Origin of the sequence: Polymorphobacter megasporae (assembly GCF_018982885.2) — a bacterium.
Lineage (GTDB): Bacteria > Pseudomonadota > Alphaproteobacteria > Sphingomonadales > Sphingomonadaceae > Polymorphobacter_B > Polymorphobacter_B megasporae.
Genome location: NZ_CP081848.1, coordinates 856,735 through 871,612, shown reverse-complemented (window position 1 = coordinate 871,612; position 14,878 = coordinate 856,735). Strand labels below are relative to the sequence as shown.

16 protein-coding genes and 1 tRNA gene are annotated in these 14,878 nt (G+C 68.1%); 10 read left to right on the top strand and 7 right to left on the bottom strand.

All coding sequences use genetic code 11. The annotated features are described in order from the left end of the window. Nucleotides 1–119: 119 nt before the first annotated feature. Nucleotides 120–941 (bottom strand): SDR family NAD(P)-dependent oxidoreductase, encoded by an 822-nt coding sequence (locus KTC28_RS04015; RefSeq protein WP_216710257.1) that lies wholly within the window; start codon nucleotides 939–941, stop codon nucleotides 120–122. Between the two features lie 62 nt (nucleotides 942–1,003). Between KTC28_RS04015 and KTC28_RS04010 the strand changes: the two genes are divergently transcribed. After that, nucleotides 1,004–1,198, top strand: a complete 195-nt coding sequence (locus KTC28_RS04010) for a DUF1674 domain-containing protein (protein ID WP_226896144.1) — start codon at nucleotides 1,004–1,006, stop codon at nucleotides 1,196–1,198. Here KTC28_RS04010 and KTC28_RS04005 read toward each other — a convergent pair. Continuing rightward, a complete protein-coding gene (locus KTC28_RS04005) occupies nucleotides 1,195–2,169 on the bottom strand; it encodes an NAD(P)H-dependent glycerol-3-phosphate dehydrogenase (protein WP_216710344.1) in 975 nt (324 codons plus the stop codon). The two genes, KTC28_RS04010 and KTC28_RS04005, sit on opposite strands and share 4 nt — an antisense overlap. Further along, nucleotides 2,166–3,221 (bottom strand): tRNA (adenosine(37)-N6)-threonylcarbamoyltransferase complex transferase subunit TsaD, encoded by a 1,056-nt coding sequence (gene tsaD / locus KTC28_RS04000; RefSeq protein WP_255602258.1) that lies wholly within the window; start codon nucleotides 3,219–3,221, stop codon nucleotides 2,166–2,168. The genes KTC28_RS04005 and tsaD overlap by 4 nt, the downstream gene beginning before the upstream one ends. A 108-nt stretch (nucleotides 3,222–3,329) precedes the next feature. Between tsaD and hemC the strand changes: the two genes are divergently transcribed. Genes hemC through KTC28_RS03985 form a run of 3 tightly spaced genes read left to right on the top strand, consistent with a single transcriptional unit; the run spans nucleotide 3,330 to nucleotide 5,948 of the window. Continuing rightward, complete coding sequence (hemC, locus tag KTC28_RS03995) at nucleotides 3,330–4,238, top strand: hydroxymethylbilane synthase (protein WP_216710255.1); 909 nt, start codon at nucleotides 3,330–3,332, stop codon at nucleotides 4,236–4,238. Continuing rightward, a complete protein-coding gene (locus KTC28_RS03990) occupies nucleotides 4,235–4,912 on the top strand; it encodes a uroporphyrinogen-III synthase (RefSeq protein WP_216710254.1) in 678 nt (225 codons plus the stop codon). The genes hemC and KTC28_RS03990 overlap by 4 nt, the downstream gene beginning before the upstream one ends. 22 nt (nucleotides 4,913–4,934) lie before the next feature. Next, nucleotides 4,935–5,948, top strand: a complete 1,014-nt coding sequence (locus KTC28_RS03985) for a hypothetical protein (protein WP_216710253.1) — start codon at nucleotides 4,935–4,937, stop codon at nucleotides 5,946–5,948. Nucleotides 5,949–5,979: 31 nt separating this feature from the next. Here KTC28_RS03985 and KTC28_RS03980 read toward each other — a convergent pair. Continuing rightward, nucleotides 5,980–6,054, bottom strand: a tRNA-Gly gene (locus KTC28_RS03980). A 164-nt stretch (nucleotides 6,055–6,218) separates the two neighbouring features. Between KTC28_RS03980 and KTC28_RS03975 the strand changes: the two genes are divergently transcribed. The 3 genes from KTC28_RS03975 to KTC28_RS03965 are packed head-to-tail and all read left to right on the top strand — an operon-like array spanning nucleotide 6,219 to nucleotide 8,010. Next, the gene (locus tag KTC28_RS03975) at nucleotides 6,219–7,118 is read left to right on the top strand and encodes a tetratricopeptide repeat protein (protein WP_216710252.1); all 900 of its coding nucleotides are present in this window, start codon (nucleotides 6,219–6,221) and stop codon (nucleotides 7,116–7,118) included. Between the two features lie 11 nt (nucleotides 7,119–7,129). Then, nucleotides 7,130–7,816, top strand: coding sequence for an LON peptidase substrate-binding domain-containing protein (locus KTC28_RS03970; protein ID WP_255602257.1), 687 nt, complete (start codon nucleotides 7,130–7,132; stop codon nucleotides 7,814–7,816). Continuing rightward, nucleotides 7,813–8,010, top strand: coding sequence for a Trm112 family protein (locus KTC28_RS03965; RefSeq protein ID WP_216710251.1), 198 nt, complete (start codon nucleotides 7,813–7,815; stop codon nucleotides 8,008–8,010). Before KTC28_RS03970 ends, KTC28_RS03965 begins: the two co-directional genes overlap by 4 nt. A gap of 37 nt (nucleotides 8,011–8,047) precedes the next feature. On the opposite strand, the gene KTC28_RS03960 is transcribed toward KTC28_RS03965, so the two are convergent. After that, a complete protein-coding gene (locus KTC28_RS03960) occupies nucleotides 8,048–9,034 on the bottom strand; it encodes a LacI family DNA-binding transcriptional regulator (RefSeq protein ID WP_255602256.1) in 987 nt (328 codons plus the stop codon). Nucleotides 9,035–9,263: 229 nt separating this feature from the next. On the opposite strand from KTC28_RS03960, the gene KTC28_RS03955 reads away from it, so the two are divergent. The 3 genes from KTC28_RS03955 (at nucleotide 9,264) to KTC28_RS03945 (ending at nucleotide 12,749) form a co-directional block, all read left to right on the top strand. After that, nucleotides 9,264–10,322, top strand: a complete 1,059-nt coding sequence (locus KTC28_RS03955) for an alpha/beta hydrolase (protein ID WP_216710335.1) — start codon at nucleotides 9,264–9,266, stop codon at nucleotides 10,320–10,322. Then, nucleotides 10,322–11,377, top strand: coding sequence for an alpha/beta hydrolase (locus KTC28_RS03950; protein WP_255602255.1), 1,056 nt, complete (start codon nucleotides 10,322–10,324; stop codon nucleotides 11,375–11,377). The genes KTC28_RS03955 and KTC28_RS03950 overlap by 1 nt, the downstream gene beginning before the upstream one ends. Before the next feature lie 67 nt (nucleotides 11,378–11,444). Then, a complete protein-coding gene (locus tag KTC28_RS03945; protein WP_439650120.1) occupies nucleotides 11,445–12,749 on the top strand; it encodes an MFS transporter in 1,305 nt (434 codons plus the stop codon). Nucleotides 12,750–12,753: 4 nt separating this feature from the next. Here KTC28_RS03945 and KTC28_RS03940 read toward each other — a convergent pair whose 3' ends face one another. Both KTC28_RS03940 and KTC28_RS03935 read right to left on the bottom strand, forming a co-directional pair. Further along, the gene (locus KTC28_RS03940) at nucleotides 12,754–13,656 is read right to left on the bottom strand and encodes an alpha/beta hydrolase (protein WP_216710249.1); all 903 of its coding nucleotides are present in this window, start codon (nucleotides 13,654–13,656) and stop codon (nucleotides 12,754–12,756) included. A 16-nt stretch (nucleotides 13,657–13,672) separates the two neighbouring features. Further along, nucleotides 13,673–14,788: an alpha/beta hydrolase gene (locus KTC28_RS03935; protein WP_216710248.1), complete on the bottom strand. Its 1,116-nt coding sequence runs from the start codon at nucleotides 14,786–14,788 to the stop codon at nucleotides 13,673–13,675. Between the last annotated feature and the right edge of the window lie 90 nt (nucleotides 14,789–14,878).

The window sequence follows — 14,878 nt, the reverse complement described above, 5'->3', positions numbered from 1 at the left end:
CCTCGAAGCGTCGCGCCGGTGACCGGGACGCCTCGGGGGAGGCCGCGTTTCAATTCGACGTGGCGTCAGGTTCATCAACTTCGTCAAGCTGGCCTGACACTTTAGGCGGCGCGACTCGGCTACCGCCCGCCGCCGAGGAAGGCGCCGATGCGCTTGTAATACGACACCGGGAACAGCCGGGTGAGCAGGTCGACCATCTTCGCGTCGCGGCCGATCAGGACGCGCGGGCTGCCCTTTTCCATGCCGGCGACGATCGTCGCGGCGGCCTGGTCGGGGGTGGTTGGCGCGCTCTTCTCGAACTCCGACGCCGAATCCATCGCTCCGGGAGCACCCGGCATCGACTTGATGAACTTGGCGTTGCGGGCGACGTTGGTCTTGATCCCGCCGGGGTGGACGCGGATGACGCGGATGGCGGGGTCGGTCTGCGCGAGTTCGAGGTACAGCGCCTCGGTCAGCCCGCGTACGGCGAACTTCGATGCGTTGTACGCCGACTGGGTCGGATAGCCCATCATGCCGAACACGCTGGAAATATTGACGATCCAACCCGCGTCGCGGCCGCGCAGGTGCGGCAAGGCATGGCGGCAGCCCGAGACGACGCCGCCGAAATTGACGTCCATCACCCGATCGAAATCGGCTGCCGGGGTGTCGGCGAACGGCGCGATGATCGACAGGCCGGCGTTGTTGATGATGCCGTCGAGCCCGCCATGTTCGCGCGCCGCCTCGTCGATCCACGCCTTGAGCGCGGCGTCGTCGGTGACGTCGAGCGCGGTCGTCGTCGCCGGCGAATTGCCGAGCAGCGCCTTGGTCTCGCCGAGCCCCGCCGCGTCCTTGTCGGCGAGCGCGAGGCGGACGCCCTTCTTCGCCAGCAGCACCGCGAGCGCGCGCCCGATTCCGCTCCCCGCCCCGGTCACCGCGATCGCGCGCCCGCTCAGATCGGTCATTTGAACCCGTCCTCCCCATTTCTATGTTGATGTCAGTTCAATCCATCCACCGGAGAAGCGCAATGGCCTCGATCCCCCGTCCCGACATGCCCGAGCCGCTCCTGCCGAGCGAACAGCCCCCCGAATTGCCGGTTCCGGGTGGCCCCGAGCCCGAGATGGACCCGTCGCAGCCCGTCCCCGAGATCGGCGGGCGCGACGGTCCCGACCCGGTCCGTTATGGCGACTGGGAACGCCGCGGCGTTGCCGTCGACTTCTAGACCTCGGCGCGGAGCGGGCGGCTAAGGAGTTGTAATATGGTCGCTTCGACGCTCAGCGAGCCGTCGAGGAGCCCGGCCACCGCAGCCACGATCGGCATTTCGACTCCCCGCGCCACTGCCGCTGCCGCGAGAACCGGCGCGGACGCGGCGCCCTCGGCGACCGTCCGCCCGGTCGCGGGAGGTCGCCCCTCGCCAAGCGCAACCCCGAGGGTGAAGTTTCGCGACGCGGTCCCGGTACACGTCAGGACGAGGTCGCCGAGCCCCGACAGCCCGCCCAATGTCGCCGCGCTCGCCCCGCAGGCGAGCCCGTAGCGGAGCATTTCGGCGAACCCGCGGGTGATCACCGCCGCCCGGGCATTGTCGCCGAGGCGGCGTCCGGCGACGACCCCGCAGGCGATCGCGAGGACGTTCTTGACCGCCCCGCCAATGCATGCACCCACGACGTCGGCGCTGTAATAGGGGCGGAAGGCAGGCAGGGCGAGCCGCTGGCACAGAGCTTGGCCGAGGGCTTCATCGGCGCAGGCGAGCGTCACCGCGGTCGGCAGCCCTGCGGCGACCTCATGCGCAAAGGTCGGCCCCGACAGCACCGCGAGCGGCCAGCCGGGCAGGGCCTCGGTAGCGACCTCAGCCATCGACCGGCCGCCCGGCGCGATGCCCTTGGCGCAGAGGATCAGCGGGCGGGCGGATTGCTCAGCGAGACCCGCGAGCACCGCCGCCATCGCTTGCGCCGGGGTGACGATCAGCAGCGCATCGGCGTCGGCCAGCCCGTCGAGCGCCGGGACCGCGACGATCGACGGGGACAGCACGATGCCGGGCAGGAACAGCGCGTTGACGTGGTCGGCGTTGATCCCGGCGACGACTTCGGCCTCGCGGGCCCAGAGCGTCGTCCGAGCCCCTCCCGCCGCCGCGACCTGCGCCAGCGCAGTGCCCCATGCGCCGCCGCCGACGACCCCGATTGTCGTCAGGCTCACGCCTTGACCCCGGCGCCGCGAACCGGCTCGGCGGCGGGGTCGAGCGGCCAGCGCGGACGGGCGACCGCGTCGAGCCCGTCGACCAGGCCGAGCGCGAGCCTCTCGGCCCCGGCCCATGCGATCATCGCGGCATTGTCGGTACACAGCCACAGCGGCGGCGCGATGAACGGCAGCCCGCGGCTCGCGGCGAGCCCTGTCAGCGCCGCGCGGATCGCGCCGTTGGCGGCGACTCCCCCGGCAACGACCAGCGCCGTCGCCTCGGGCATCCGCGCCATCGCGCGCACTGTCCGGTCGAGCAGGCAATCGACGACAGCAGCTTGAAACCCGGCGGCAAGGTCGGCGGCGTCGGTCGCGGTCAACGTCGGCAGTGCATCGCGGGCGCGCAGGACCGCCGACTTCAATCCAGCGAAAGAGAAATGCGGCTCGGGCGAGCCGAGCAACGGGCGCGGTAGCTTGAAGCGCGCGGGGTCGCCCGACCGCGCCGCCGCCTCGACCGCCGGACCGCCGGGAAAGCCGAGGCCGAGCAGCTTCGCGACCTTGTCGAACGCCTCCCCCGCCGCGTCATCGATCGTCGTCGCCAGCCGCCGGTAGCGCGCGACGCCGTCGACCGCGAGCAGCTGGCAATGCCCGCCCGACACCAGCAGGAGGAGATACGGAAAGGCCAGCCCGGGATCGACCAGACGCGGCGACAGCGCATGGCCTTCGAGATGGTTGATCGCGAGCAGCGGCTTGTTCGCGGCGAAGGCGAGCGCCTTGCCCGTCACCAGCCCGACCATCACTCCGCCGATCAGCCCCGGCCCGGCGGTCGCGGCGATCGCATCGACCTCGCGGAGCGTGACGCCGCCGTCGGCCAGCACCCGCTCGATCATCGGCGTCAGCACCTCGACATGCGCCCGCGCGGCGATTTCGGGGACGACCCCGCCGAACGGGCGATGCGCCGCGTCCTGGCTCGCGACCGCCTGCGCGACGATCGTCCGGTCGCCGCGAACCAGCGCGACGGCAGTCTCGTCGCACGACGATTCGATACCGAGGATGAGGGGAAATCCGGTCACTTGCCGCCCTATAGCGCGTTCCACGCGCTGCGTCGCATAACCGCGCCGGTCGTTGCAATCGCCCGCGAATCTTGCCAATCGCCGCCGTCGCTTGCACAAGGATTCGCGATGAAAACCCTCAAGCTCGGTACGCGCGGCTCGCCGCTGGCTCTGGCGCAGGCGCATATGGTCCGCGATGCGCTCGTCGCGGCACACGATGTCGCGGTCGAGATCGTCGTCGTCGTCACCACCGGCGACCGCGTCCAGGACCGCCCGCTCGCCGAGATCGGCGGCAAGGCGCTGTGGACCAAGGAGCTCGACGCCGCCCTGCTCGATGGGCGGATCGATCTCGCGGTCCATTCGATGAAGGACGTCGAGACGCGCCTCGCCGATGGCATCGTCATCGCCGCGATGCTGCCGCGCGCCGACGTCCGCGACCGGCTGATTGGCGCGGCGAGCCTCGAGGCTCTGCCCGAGGGCGCTCGGCTCGGAACATCATCGCCGCGCCGCGCGGCGCAGCTCCTCGGCGAGCGCCCCGACATCGTCATCGTGCCCCTGCGCGGCAATGTCGCAACGCGGCTGGCGAAGATCGCCGCGGGCGAGGCTGACGCGACGTTGCTCGCGGCGGCGGGGCTCGATCGGCTCGGCATCGCCGAAGGCGTCGCGCTGCCGCTCTCGACGGTGCTCCCCGCGCCGGCGCAGGGCGCGGTCGGGATGACGTGTCGCGCGGGCGACGATGAGGTCGCGGCGCTGCTGGCGGCCATTGACGACGTCCCGACCCACTCTGCTGTCCTGCTCGAACGCCGCTTCCTCGCCGCGCTTGCCGCCGACTGCCATAGCTCGGTTGCCGCTTATGCGCAGATCGAAGGCGGCCGCGTCGTCTTCCGCGCCGAAATCCTGTTGCCCGACGGCAGCGAGCGGCAGGGCGGCGCATTTGACCGCAGCGCCGAAGACGCCGCCGCCGAGGTCGATGCGCTGGCGGCATATTTGCTCGGTGCCGCCAGCCCCGAATTGCGCGGGCTGTTCGGCGGGCAGTGACACGGATTCTCGTCACACGCCCGGGCGGAGCGACACCGCAATGGGCGACGCTGGGGACGGTGATCGAGGCGCCGCTCCTGCGGATCGAAGCGCGGCCGTGGTCTCCGCTCGCTGTCGAACCCGAGGCGATCGCCCTGACCAGTGCCAACGGCGTTCGTTGCGCCGGGAGCGGTGCCGAACGCTATTTCGGCCTGCCAGCCTTCGCCGTCGGGGCGGCGACCGCCGAGGCGGCGCGCGCGGCAGGTTGGCGCGAGGTTCGGGCTGGTGCGGGTACTGGTGCGGCCATGTTCGCCAGCGTTGCGGCCGCTGGATTGACGCGCATTCTTCACCTCGCCGGAGTCGATCGCATCACTGCGGCGTTTCCGCCGGGACTTAGCGTCGAGGTCCGCGAGGTCTATGCGGCGGTACCGGTCGACTTGCCGCCCGCCGTCGTGGCGGCGCTCGCGGCAGGAGCGATCGACGTCGTCCCGCTCTATTCGCCACGCTCCGCCGGGGCGTTTTCGTGCGCGGTCGACGCTGCTGGGATCGCCCGGAATACGCTGCGACTCGTCGCGATCAGCCCCGCCGCCGCTGCTGCTGCCGGAGCCGGATGGCGCTCGGTCGCAATCGCCGCTGCGCCGACCGACGACGCACTCTTTGCGGCTGCGGCAGTCGTGTGCGACAAAGCCTCATGACGGTCACCCGCGGAGTATGACGATGGAACCGTTCGATACGGGCCGCGGCGGGAGCGATCTGTCTGGCGCGCGCCTCGACCAGATGCGCAGCCGCGCCGTGCCGGTTGCCGCGCGCCCGCAACGTGCTGTCTTTGCGTGGGTACTCGTCGCCGCGCTGCTCGCCTTCGCACTCGGCCTGATCGCCAATCCGTGGTTCGAACGGTCCGTTCGCAGTCGTCTGCCCGGCTTCGCTCCGACCGTCGCGCCGACGGTCGCGGATCTCGCTACCCTCGATGCCCGGATCGCCGCAATCGAAGCCCGTCCCGCCGTCGTCGTGCCAAATGGTGACGCAGCTGCCATTGGTGCGAGTGGCGAGCGCCTCGCGCGGCTCGAGGGGACGGTCGCGACGCTCGGCGCGACTGTCCCCGCTGCGACTGGGCGGACCGACAAGATCGCGACTGACCTCGCGGCGTTGATCGCGCGAATCGACTCGGGTGCAGCCGCGACCGCCGCGGCGCTCGCCAGCGCGACGACCGCCGCCGACCGCGCGCAGGCAATGCTTGTCACGGGCGCGGTCCGGCGGCAGTTGACCGAGGGCACCCGGCTCGGTGCGCTTGAGCCGGCGCTGCGGCGGTCGTTCGGCCCGCGCTCCGCCGCCGCGGTCGATGCGGTCACCGTGCTCGGTTCCAACCCGGTGACGCTGCCCGGGTTGCGCAGCGGGCTTGAGCAATTGCGGCCAGCGTTGGGCGCGGCGATAACGACGGTGCCGCAGAGCTGGTGGGATGGCTTTCGCGACAGTCTTGCCGGCGTCGTCGTGCGTCCGGGGACGGCATCCACCGGGAACCCGGCGCGGGTCGACCGCGCGGCGGCGGCGCTCGCGGCGGGCAATGTCACAGCTGCCGCCGCCGAGATCAACGCACTCCCCGCTGCGCAGCGATCAAAGGCACAGTCGTGGCTCGCCGCCGCTGACCGTTATGACGCCGGATGGCGCGGCATGGCGGCGCTAGAGACGTTGCTGCTCGACCCGTCGCCGGCGTCGACGCTTGCTGTCAACTGACTAAGTCGCCCGGCCGAAGCCAAAGCGAAAATGGAGCGGGCGAAGGGATTCGAACCCTCGACCCCGACCTTGGCAAGGTCGTGCTCTACCCCTGAGCTACGCCCGCTCGGCGGAAGCGCTGGTTTGACCTGCGCTTCGGGAGACGGCTCGCTACAGCAGGTCGGCGGCGGGGGCAAGCCTGAAATCGGGTAGGGCTGCGGTTCCGACCAGCCTTGGCAAGCACCGCACCCGACCCCCATATGCCGGGACCGAACAACGGAGTCATCGCGCGTGGCCAGCCTGTCGTCCCCCCAATCCGAAAAAGCCAGCATCGAGGCGTTCAAGCGCGACGTCATCGACGCGTCGGCGACCGCGCTGGTCCTCGTCGATTTCTGGGCCGAGTGGTGCGGCCCCTGCAAGACGCTGACCCCCCTCCTCGAACGGATCGTCGCCGCGCACGCGCCGCGGGTAAAGCTGGTCAAGATCGACATCGACAAGAACCCAGCCATCAGCGCGCAGTTCCGCATCCAGTCGATCCCGACCGTCTACGCCTTCCTCCGCGGCCAGCCGGTCGATGGCTTTCAGGGTGCCCTGAGCGAGCGCGAAATCAACACTTTCGTCGATCGTCTGCTCGCCGCCGTGCCGCCCGCGCCCGGTGACCCCGAGGTGGAAATCAAGGAGATGATTGCTGCCGCCAACGAAGCGCTCGACGAGGGCGAGGCGGCGGAGGCGGCGGAGATGTTCAGCGTGCTGGCGCAGGAGTTCCCGGACCGCGTCGAGATCATCGCAGGTTATGCCCGCGCGCTTGTCGCGCTCGGCCAGCATGAGGCGGCGGACACCGCGCTGGCCGCCCTCGCGCCCGATGCAAAGGATCCGACGCTCGCCCAGACGCGCGCCGCGATCGCGCTGGCTAAGGACGCGGTGCCGGTCGACGACCTCGCCGGGCTAGCCGCGCGTGTCGCCGCCGATCCTGGCGATCATGCCGGTGCGGTCGAGCTCGCTGGCGGCTTGATGGCGCGGGGAGACCGCGATGGCGCGGCCGACGTTCTGCTTGCAAGCATCGCCGGCGACCGCGACGCGAATGAAGGTGCGGCGAAGGCGCGGTTGCTCAAAATGCTCGAAGCTGCCGGCTTTACCGACCCCTGGGCTGCGGCGGTGCGCCGCCGCCTGTCGACGATCCTGTTCGCCTGATCGTATAAGCAATGATGGACACGCCCGATCCCGGCCCCGACGAGGAGATGACGATGCTGCCGACCGTCTTGCCGGTTTTCCCGATCGGCGGCGCGGTGCTGCTGCCGCGCGGGGTGATGCCGCTTAACATCTTCGAGCCGCGCTACCTGGCAATGGTCCGTGACGCGATGGCAGGCTCGAAGCTGATCGGCATGATCCAGCCCCGGCTGACGATGGATGATGACGCCGACGCCGGGGGGCGTCCTGGCTTGTTCGACGTCGGCTGCGCGGGGCGTATCACTGAATTCCGCGAGACCGGCGACGGGCGGATGATCATCGCGCTGACCGGTGTCGCGCGTTTTGCCGTCGCCCGCGAGCTCGACGTGACGACACCGTACCGCCAGGTCATGCCCGACTTCGACGCCTTTACCGATGACGAGGGCGAGCCGCGCCCGCTTGCCCCCGCCGCACGGTCGGCACTGGAGACGACGCTGCGGTCGTACCTCGACACGCAGGGATTGAGCGCCGACTGGACCGCAGTCGCCGAGGCCGACGACGATTCGCTCGTGACGACGCTATCTGCGGTCTGTCCGTTCGATCCGGTCGAGCGGCAGGCGCTCCTCGAAGCCCGCGACCTGCCAGCGCGGGCGGCAACGCTCAACGCGCTGATGACGTTTGCCCAAGGCGCGGGCGGCAGCGACGGCAATTTGCTTCAGTGACCGAGCACGTCGCCGAGCACGTTGCGCGCGACCCTGATCCGCGCCTTCTCGCGATTCTCGTCTGCCCCCTAACGCGCTCGCCGCTGCGCTACGACCGTGCCGCAAACGAGCTTGTGTCCGACTCGGCGGGGCTGGCGTATCCAATCCGCAAGGGCGTTCCGATCATGACGATCGAAGAGGCGCGTGATATTTAGGCGGCGATGCCGCTTGCCGCCTCCTGACGCTTAGGGCCTAAACCGAATCGCGCTGGACGACTCGCACAGGCAAAGTCGCCGACGGTGTCTCCTCCCCGTTCATCCGCCGAAAAAGGAACTCGACCAGCGCCGCGGCGCCATGCTTGAGATCCTGATGCACCGTCGTCAGCCGCGGATTCGAATGTTCGGCAAGGGCGAGATCGTCGAACCCGATCACCGATACGTCGGCCGGCACCGACACGCCGCTGGTCTGAAGCGCACGCAGCGCGCCAAGCGCAATGACGTCCGACGCCGCGAAGACGCCGTCGAAAGCGACACCACGCGCGATAAGGTCCTGGACGGCGGCCAACGCCGTATCCCCGGTGAAATGCGCGGGCTGGATGAGTTCGTCGACCACGGCAATACCGGCACGCTCGAGCGCCGTCGTATAGCCCCGCAGCCGCATCTGGATTTCCGGCAATGAAGACGCGCCGAGGAAGACGATCCGGCGTCTCCCGGCTTGCAGCAAGGCATCCACGGCGGCACGCGCCCCGCCGATATTGTCCGATCCGACTGAGCAGTACGCCTGCTCGGGAAGATGCGCGCCCCACACCACCAATGGAAGAAAAGCCCGCGCCGCTTGGTTGATCTCCGCGTGCTGGTCGCTTTGCCCGACGATTATATAGCCGTCGGCCTTTTGCGTTTGGACATGACGCGACAGCCAGCCCGGAGCCGGCGACGGGATCCGCGACAGGAGCACATCGTACTGCCGCGCAGAGATCTCGTCGGCGATATGACCGAAGAGCTGGAGGAAGAACGGGTCCGAAATCATCTGGTCCGCTTCGTGCCCAAGCGGAATGGCGACGCAGATCGTGCGGGTTCGACTCGACCGCAGCCGCTGCCCACGTTGATCGATCACATAGTCATGTTCGGCCGCAATCTGCTGAATCTGCTGCCGCGTTTTCACCGGGATCAGCGGGCTTTCGGCCAGCGCGCGCGACACCGTCGAGGTCGAGACACCCGCGAGCCGGGCGATATCGGTCATCTTCAGCGGCCCCGCAGACGCGCCGTTCGGACTGGTAGGCTTTGGCGATCGCATAGCGCCACTTACCGCATCCCGGCTGCGCCGCAACGCCTCGCGGCTCGAACGGCTTGCACAGCAGTGTGCATGACGATTGCCGCGCGACGATCATTGCGATGTAACGGAGATGGCGGTAGGATTTCGCAATCGATTGCAGAACCAACTGCGGCGATTGAGGGGGAGAGATTTCGTGATGTTGACCCGGCGTGATTTGTCGAAGGCCATTGGCGCAACCGGAGCCGCATTGCTGCTCGGTCCGGCGGTGGCCGGCACCGTGGCCGTTCCGGCAGAGATAGACCCGCTTCATCTCGTCGATCCCGAACTGCGCGCCGCCGCTGCGGCCATGCTTGCCCAACATTTCCCGCCAATGACCCGGGCTTCACTGCCTGCCGTTCGTGCGTCGTGGGTCGCGCCCGCCTCGCTTCCGCCGCCCGCGCCAGCGGTCGAAACGCGCACCGTTCCCGGCGCGCGCGGCGACCCGCCCGTCGTGGTGCAGGTGATCGGTGTACGCGCGGGCGGCGCGCCACGGCCGGCCATCCTTCATATCCACGGCGGTGGCATGATCTCGGGTCGCGCGCAGAATATGACCGCTTTCTGCCAGACGGTAGCCGCCAAACTCGACTGCGTCGTTGTCAATGTCGACTACCGCCTGTCCCCGGAAACCCCTTTTCCAGGACCGGTCGAAGATAATTACGCCGCGCTCGTTTGGGTTGCCCGCAACGCTGCGGCGTTGGGGGTCGATCCGGTGCGGATCGCCGTCATGGGCGAAAGCGCTGGCGGCGGGCTCGCGGCGATGGTTGCGATCGTCGCTCGCGACCGCGGCGAGGTCCGTCTGTGCTATCAGACGCTGATCTATCCCATGCTCGACGACCGAACGGGCAGCACCCGAGCCACGCCACCGTATATTGGGTCGATCGGCTGGTCTCCCGAGGCAAACCGCTTCGGCTGGACCGCGTTTCTCGGCGTGCCTGCTGGCGGCGATCGCGTGCCAACCGGCGCGGTCCCGGCACGCGTGGCGAACTTGGCGGGCCTGCCGCCGGCTTTTATCGGCGTTGGCGCGATCGACCTCTTCGCCGACGAAGACATGGCTTATGCGCGGCGGCTCGTCGCTTCAGGCGTGCCGACTCAGGTTCAGGTGACGCCGGGAGCCTTCCACGCCTTCGATTTCGTCGTCCCCGAAGCGCGCGTATCGCGCGAATTCACCGCCGCGTGGAAAAGCGCCATGAAGGCCGCCTTCGCGGTACCTGTCTAATGCAGACCATCGAACCGGGCAGCGCAAACGATCCGACCCTCGTTCACGCCCGCCCCGAGCTCGATCGCCGTGCGGTGCTGGTCGCAACTGGCGTCGGCCTCGCGCTGTCGCAGAGTTCGGTAGCGCGGTCGGCGACGCCTCTCGCTGCCGCAACACCGTCGCCTATGAATCCACTCGGTCCGCTGCCTCCGAGCTGGATCAACGCCGAAGTCATCCCGCTGTGGGCAGGTGCGCCGCCCGAGGGTGGCTTTGCCCCGCGCCCGGTTCCGCCAGCGTCGCCCCCGGGCTTCATCCGCAATGTCGCCGCGCCCAATCTGCGCGTCTTCCGTCCGCGCGACAGTAATCGGCACGGAATCCTGCTCATTCCGAGTGGGGCCTATACTTTCATCGTCGGAACGCATGAGGGCGCGGGGACCGCGGAAGCGTTCGCCGCAATGGGTTACACCGTGTTCGTGCTGACATATCGCCTGCCGGGTGAGGGCTGGTCTCATCGCTGGAATGTTCCGCTGCAGGACGCCCAGCGCGCGATGCGCTTAATCCGCGCGAATGCTGCGCGCTTTGCGATCGACGAAGCGCAGGTCGCGGCGCTCGGCTATTCGGCGGGCGGGCATATTGCGGCGTCGCTCGCCACCGGCTTCGCCGAGCCGGTCTACGCCGCGCGCGATGCCGTCGATGCGATCGATGCTCGACCAGCAGCGGCGGGATTGATCTACCCGGTAATTACGATGGATGCGCGGCTGACCAACCCGCAAAGTGCGACGTCGCTGCTCGGCGAGAACCCTCCGGCGGCACTGGTGGCGATGCGCTCGGTCGAATTGCACGTCACGACAGTTACGCCACCGACTTTTCTCGTCCATGCGCTCGACGACCTTGCGGTTCCGCCTGAGAACAGCCTGATGATGCTGTCCGCGCTGCGTGCGGCGCACGTTCCTGTCGAAGCGCATTTCTTCGAGACCGGTGGTCATGGCTTTGGGCTTGGCTCACTCGCCGCGACCAACAGCGCTTGGCCGGCGCTGTTTCACAAATGGCTGGACATACATCTTGTCCAGCGTTGACACGAAGCTGGCCGCATCGCGTGTTGGAGCAGCCGTGACTTATGCCTTGAAGCCGCGCCTTCCGATCATGCGGATTGTCGAGATGAACCTTGGCTTCCTCGGGCTCCAGTTCAGCTTCGGCCTGCAGCAGTCGAACATGGCACCAATCTATTCTTACCTCGGCGCAAGCGAGGCCAGCATCCCGCTACTTCAGCTTGCCGGGCCGCTGACCGGGCTGCTGATCCAGCCGTTGATCGGTGCGATGAGCGATCGAACCGCGTCGCGCTGGGGCCGGCGCACGCCGTATTTCCTCGTCGGCGCAGTGCTGTGTTCGATCGGGCTGTTCGTCATGCCGCTCGCGCCGACGATCCTTGCGGCGGTGTGCACGCTGTGGCTGCTCGATGCCGGAAACAACATCACGATGGAGCCGTATCGCGCCTATGTCAGTGACCGGCTGTCCGACGAGCAGCGTAACTTCGGCTTCCTGTCGCAGAGCGCGTTTACAGGGCTCGGCCAAATGCTGGCGTATCTGGCGCCGAGCTTCATGGTCCACGCGCTCGGTTTTGACCTCAATGCGGTCGACGCGCACAACATCCCCGTCATCACCCGGGCGGCGTTCACGATCGGCGCGGTTTTGTCGTTCACGACGATCGTCTGGTCGATCTGGCGCGTTCCCGAATTGCCGCTGAGCGATGCGGCTCGGGCGGTCATCCGGGCGAAGTCGCGCACCGTTGGCGCCACCCTGGGCGAGATCTGGGATGCGATCGTCACGATGCCGGTGACGATGCGAAAGCTGGCGCTGATGAGCCTGTTCCAATGGTATGCGATGTTCGCGTATTGGAATTACGTCGTTTATTCGATCAGTCGTTCGGTGTACGGCGAGGCCAATCCGCTGTCCGAGAGCTTCCGCCGGGCAGTCCTCGACAACGGCATTCTGGGCGGGTTTTACAACGGTATTGCGTTTGTCGCGGCCTTGGCGATGGTTCCACTGTCGAAACGATGGGGTCCGGCGACGACGCATGCGGTTTGTCTTGTGGCTGCCGGCGTTGGGATGGCGGCTATTCCGCATATCGCCGATAAATCGTGGCTACTGGTGCCGGCGATCGGGATCGGGATCGGCTGGGCGAGCATCATGGGCAACCCGTATATCATCCTCGCGCGAAGCATTCCGCCCGAACGGACCGGAGTTTACATGGGCATTTTCAACATGATGATCGTCGCGCCGATGCTGCTCAACGCCGTGACGATGCCGCTATATTTCAATACGCTCCTCGCGGGCGACGCGCGAAATGCGCTGACGTTATGCGGCGTCCTGATGCTGGCAGCGTCGGCAAGCGTATTCTGGGCACGCGAACCACACGCGCACACAGGCCGCACATCGGCGAACGCCTGACCGCTCACTGCGCAGCACGCGCCGGCGCGAGAAGAAAGCCGAGGACGTCGTCGAGCCGGCTCCGCCATGCATCCTCGTCATGGCCGACGCCGGGATAGACGCTCGGGGCCATGTCGATGCCCTCGACATAGCCCAGCCCGGTCAGCGCCGCGACAAACGCCGCATGGCTCGGCGGATAAAACGCATCGATGCCGAGCATGCTGCGGTCGAGCCATATCCGATGGTGCCCTGCTGGGGGCAGACACGCGCGCGCAAAACTTCCGACCGCCGCCGCGACCTGCTCGGCGAAGCCTGCAGGCAGCGGCTCGGTCCCGGTCACCGGCAACAGGCTGAAGTGCGCCGACAACAAGGCCGCCCCGGCGAAGCTGTTAGGATACCGCGCCAGCAACTCGGCGGCGGCAACCGCACCCATCGACGATCCACCGACGAAGGTCGCGCTCGCGGCGGAGTTTGTCGGAAAGTGCGCGTCGATAAGGGGGCGGATGTCTTCCATGACCATTTGCGCGTAGCTGCCGGACCGCGCGCCGCCGCCCCACGCCGCCTCGATCGCTTGGCGCGCGGGCTCGGCCAGCCGGTCGAGGATCAGCTCGGGGGCATATTCGACGAAGCGATCGGCAGTGCTGCCGATGCCGACGATGATTGCGGGCGCAATCGCCCCGCTGTCTGCCAGCCGGGCCATGCTGCGATCGGCCTCCCACGCAGTGCCGAACGGCACGAGGCGCGCGTCGAACAGGTTTTGCCCGTCCTGCATGTAGAGCACCGAGAACCCCGCGCCGGGCCCGCCATCGGGCACCCAGACGAAGATGTCGCGGGGCAGCAGCGCGCGCGACCGGAAGTCCCGGTAGACGAACAGCCGTCCGTGTCCCGACGGCGGCTGTAGCGCCTCGAACGGTGACGCGGTGGTCATGCGTTCGCTCGCGCCGTCACCGCTCCGCTCGGCCGAGATGGCGGTCGAAGAAGCGGACCATCACGTCATACGCCTCGCGCGATTCGGGGACGTCGGGATTGTAGAAAAAGCCGTGGAACAGCCCCTCCCAGACGTGAAGCTCCGCGTCGACGCCGAGGCGGACGAGCTGAGCGTGAGTGTGGACCGCCGAACTATATTCGAAGCCGCGCGTCGCGGTGATGATCAGCGTCGGCGGGAAGCGGCGCATCACCGCATCCGATATCCCCGGGTTGACGAGCGGATCCTTGGGATCGGTGCCGGCGAGATACGGCAGCTTGGTCCCGGCGTTCGGCTCGGCAGGCGGCCACGCGGGCGCGGCGCGCGCCTCGCCGATCGGGATCGCGACGAAATCGGCATCGCCGCCGAAACCGAAGGCGGAAGTGGTAGCCCCCGCGCAGAAGATGCCGATCGCCCCGGGGAGCGGGAGGCCGTGCTTGTCGAACCATGCCATCGCCATGCCGGTCAGCATGCCGCCCGCCGAGCAGCCATAAATCCCAATATTCTTTGCCGGATACGACTTCAACAGCGCACGATAGACCGACGCGACGTCTTCGCTCGCGGCGGGAAACTTGTGGTCGGGCCCTTCGCGATAGTCGACCGAGACGACTCGAACCCGGCCGAGCGCGGTTACCGGGATCGATTCGAGCTCGGCACAGCCCGGGAAGCAGCCCGAAAAACCGCCGCCGTGAAGATTGATCAGAACGCGGTGCCGGTTGGCCGGCGCGATCCCGGCGGCGGGGGCGTAGTCATAGACGTGGACGCCGCCGATCGTCGCCTCGACCTTCTTGTGCGCGAATAGCGCGGTCTGCCGCGCGAGGTAGGGCTTCATGAACACCGGCACGCCGTTGACCTGCTGCAGCAGGGCTGGCTGCTGCATCTGGCGGAGATGTTCGGCGACATAGGCCTGTGCCTCGGGGCTCGACAGGCTCGACACCGGCACCGACATTGCCGGCACGTGGACGGTTCCGTCCTGATCGACCGTGACGGGGACGGTGGGTGATTGCGCCTCGAGACCGGAAGCTCCAGCAAACAGGGCCAGGACGAGCGCCGCAGCCCTCGCGATCTTGACCCGGTATGACAGTGACCGATGCATCCCACGTCCCCTTGGACCCGCACGCGCCGCTTGGTTGCGGCATGATTTGCTTTACGCGACAGATAAGCAACAGGCTGCAATCGTTTGCAA

What these genes read in the sequence shown, in the direction of transcription:
- KTC28_RS03935 (WP_216710248.1), bottom strand. Translation starts at nt 14,788, where the DNA reads ATGCATCGGTCACTGTCATACCGGGTCAAGATCGCGAGGGCTGCGGCG.
- KTC28_RS03985 (WP_216710253.1), top strand. Translation starts at nt 4,935, where the DNA reads ATGGAACCGTTCGATACGGGCCGCGGCGGGAGCGATCTGTCTGGCGCG.
- KTC28_RS03940 (WP_216710249.1), bottom strand. Translation starts at nt 13,656, where the DNA reads ATGACCACCGCGTCACCGTTCGAGGCGCTACAGCCGCCGTCGGGACAC.
- KTC28_RS03960 (WP_255602256.1), bottom strand. Translation starts at nt 9,034, where the DNA reads ATGACCGATATCGCCCGGCTCGCGGGTGTCTCGACCTCGACGGTGTCG.
- KTC28_RS04010 (WP_226896144.1), top strand. Translation starts at nt 1,004, where the DNA reads ATGGCCTCGATCCCCCGTCCCGACATGCCCGAGCCGCTCCTGCCGAGC.
- KTC28_RS03970 (WP_255602257.1), top strand. Translation starts at nt 7,130, where the DNA reads ATGATGGACACGCCCGATCCCGGCCCCGACGAGGAGATGACGATGCTG.
- KTC28_RS03950 (WP_255602255.1), top strand. Translation starts at nt 10,322, where the DNA reads ATGCAGACCATCGAACCGGGCAGCGCAAACGATCCGACCCTCGTTCAC.
- KTC28_RS04015 (WP_216710257.1), bottom strand. Translation starts at nt 941, where the DNA reads ATGACCGATCTGAGCGGGCGCGCGATCGCGGTGACCGGGGCGGGGAGC.
- KTC28_RS03955 (WP_216710335.1), top strand. Translation starts at nt 9,264, where the DNA reads ATGTTGACCCGGCGTGATTTGTCGAAGGCCATTGGCGCAACCGGAGCC.
- KTC28_RS03945 (WP_439650120.1), top strand. Translation starts at nt 11,445, where the DNA reads ATGCGGATTGTCGAGATGAACCTTGGCTTCCTCGGGCTCCAGTTCAGC.
- hemC (WP_216710255.1), top strand. Translation starts at nt 3,330, where the DNA reads ATGAAAACCCTCAAGCTCGGTACGCGCGGCTCGCCGCTGGCTCTGGCG.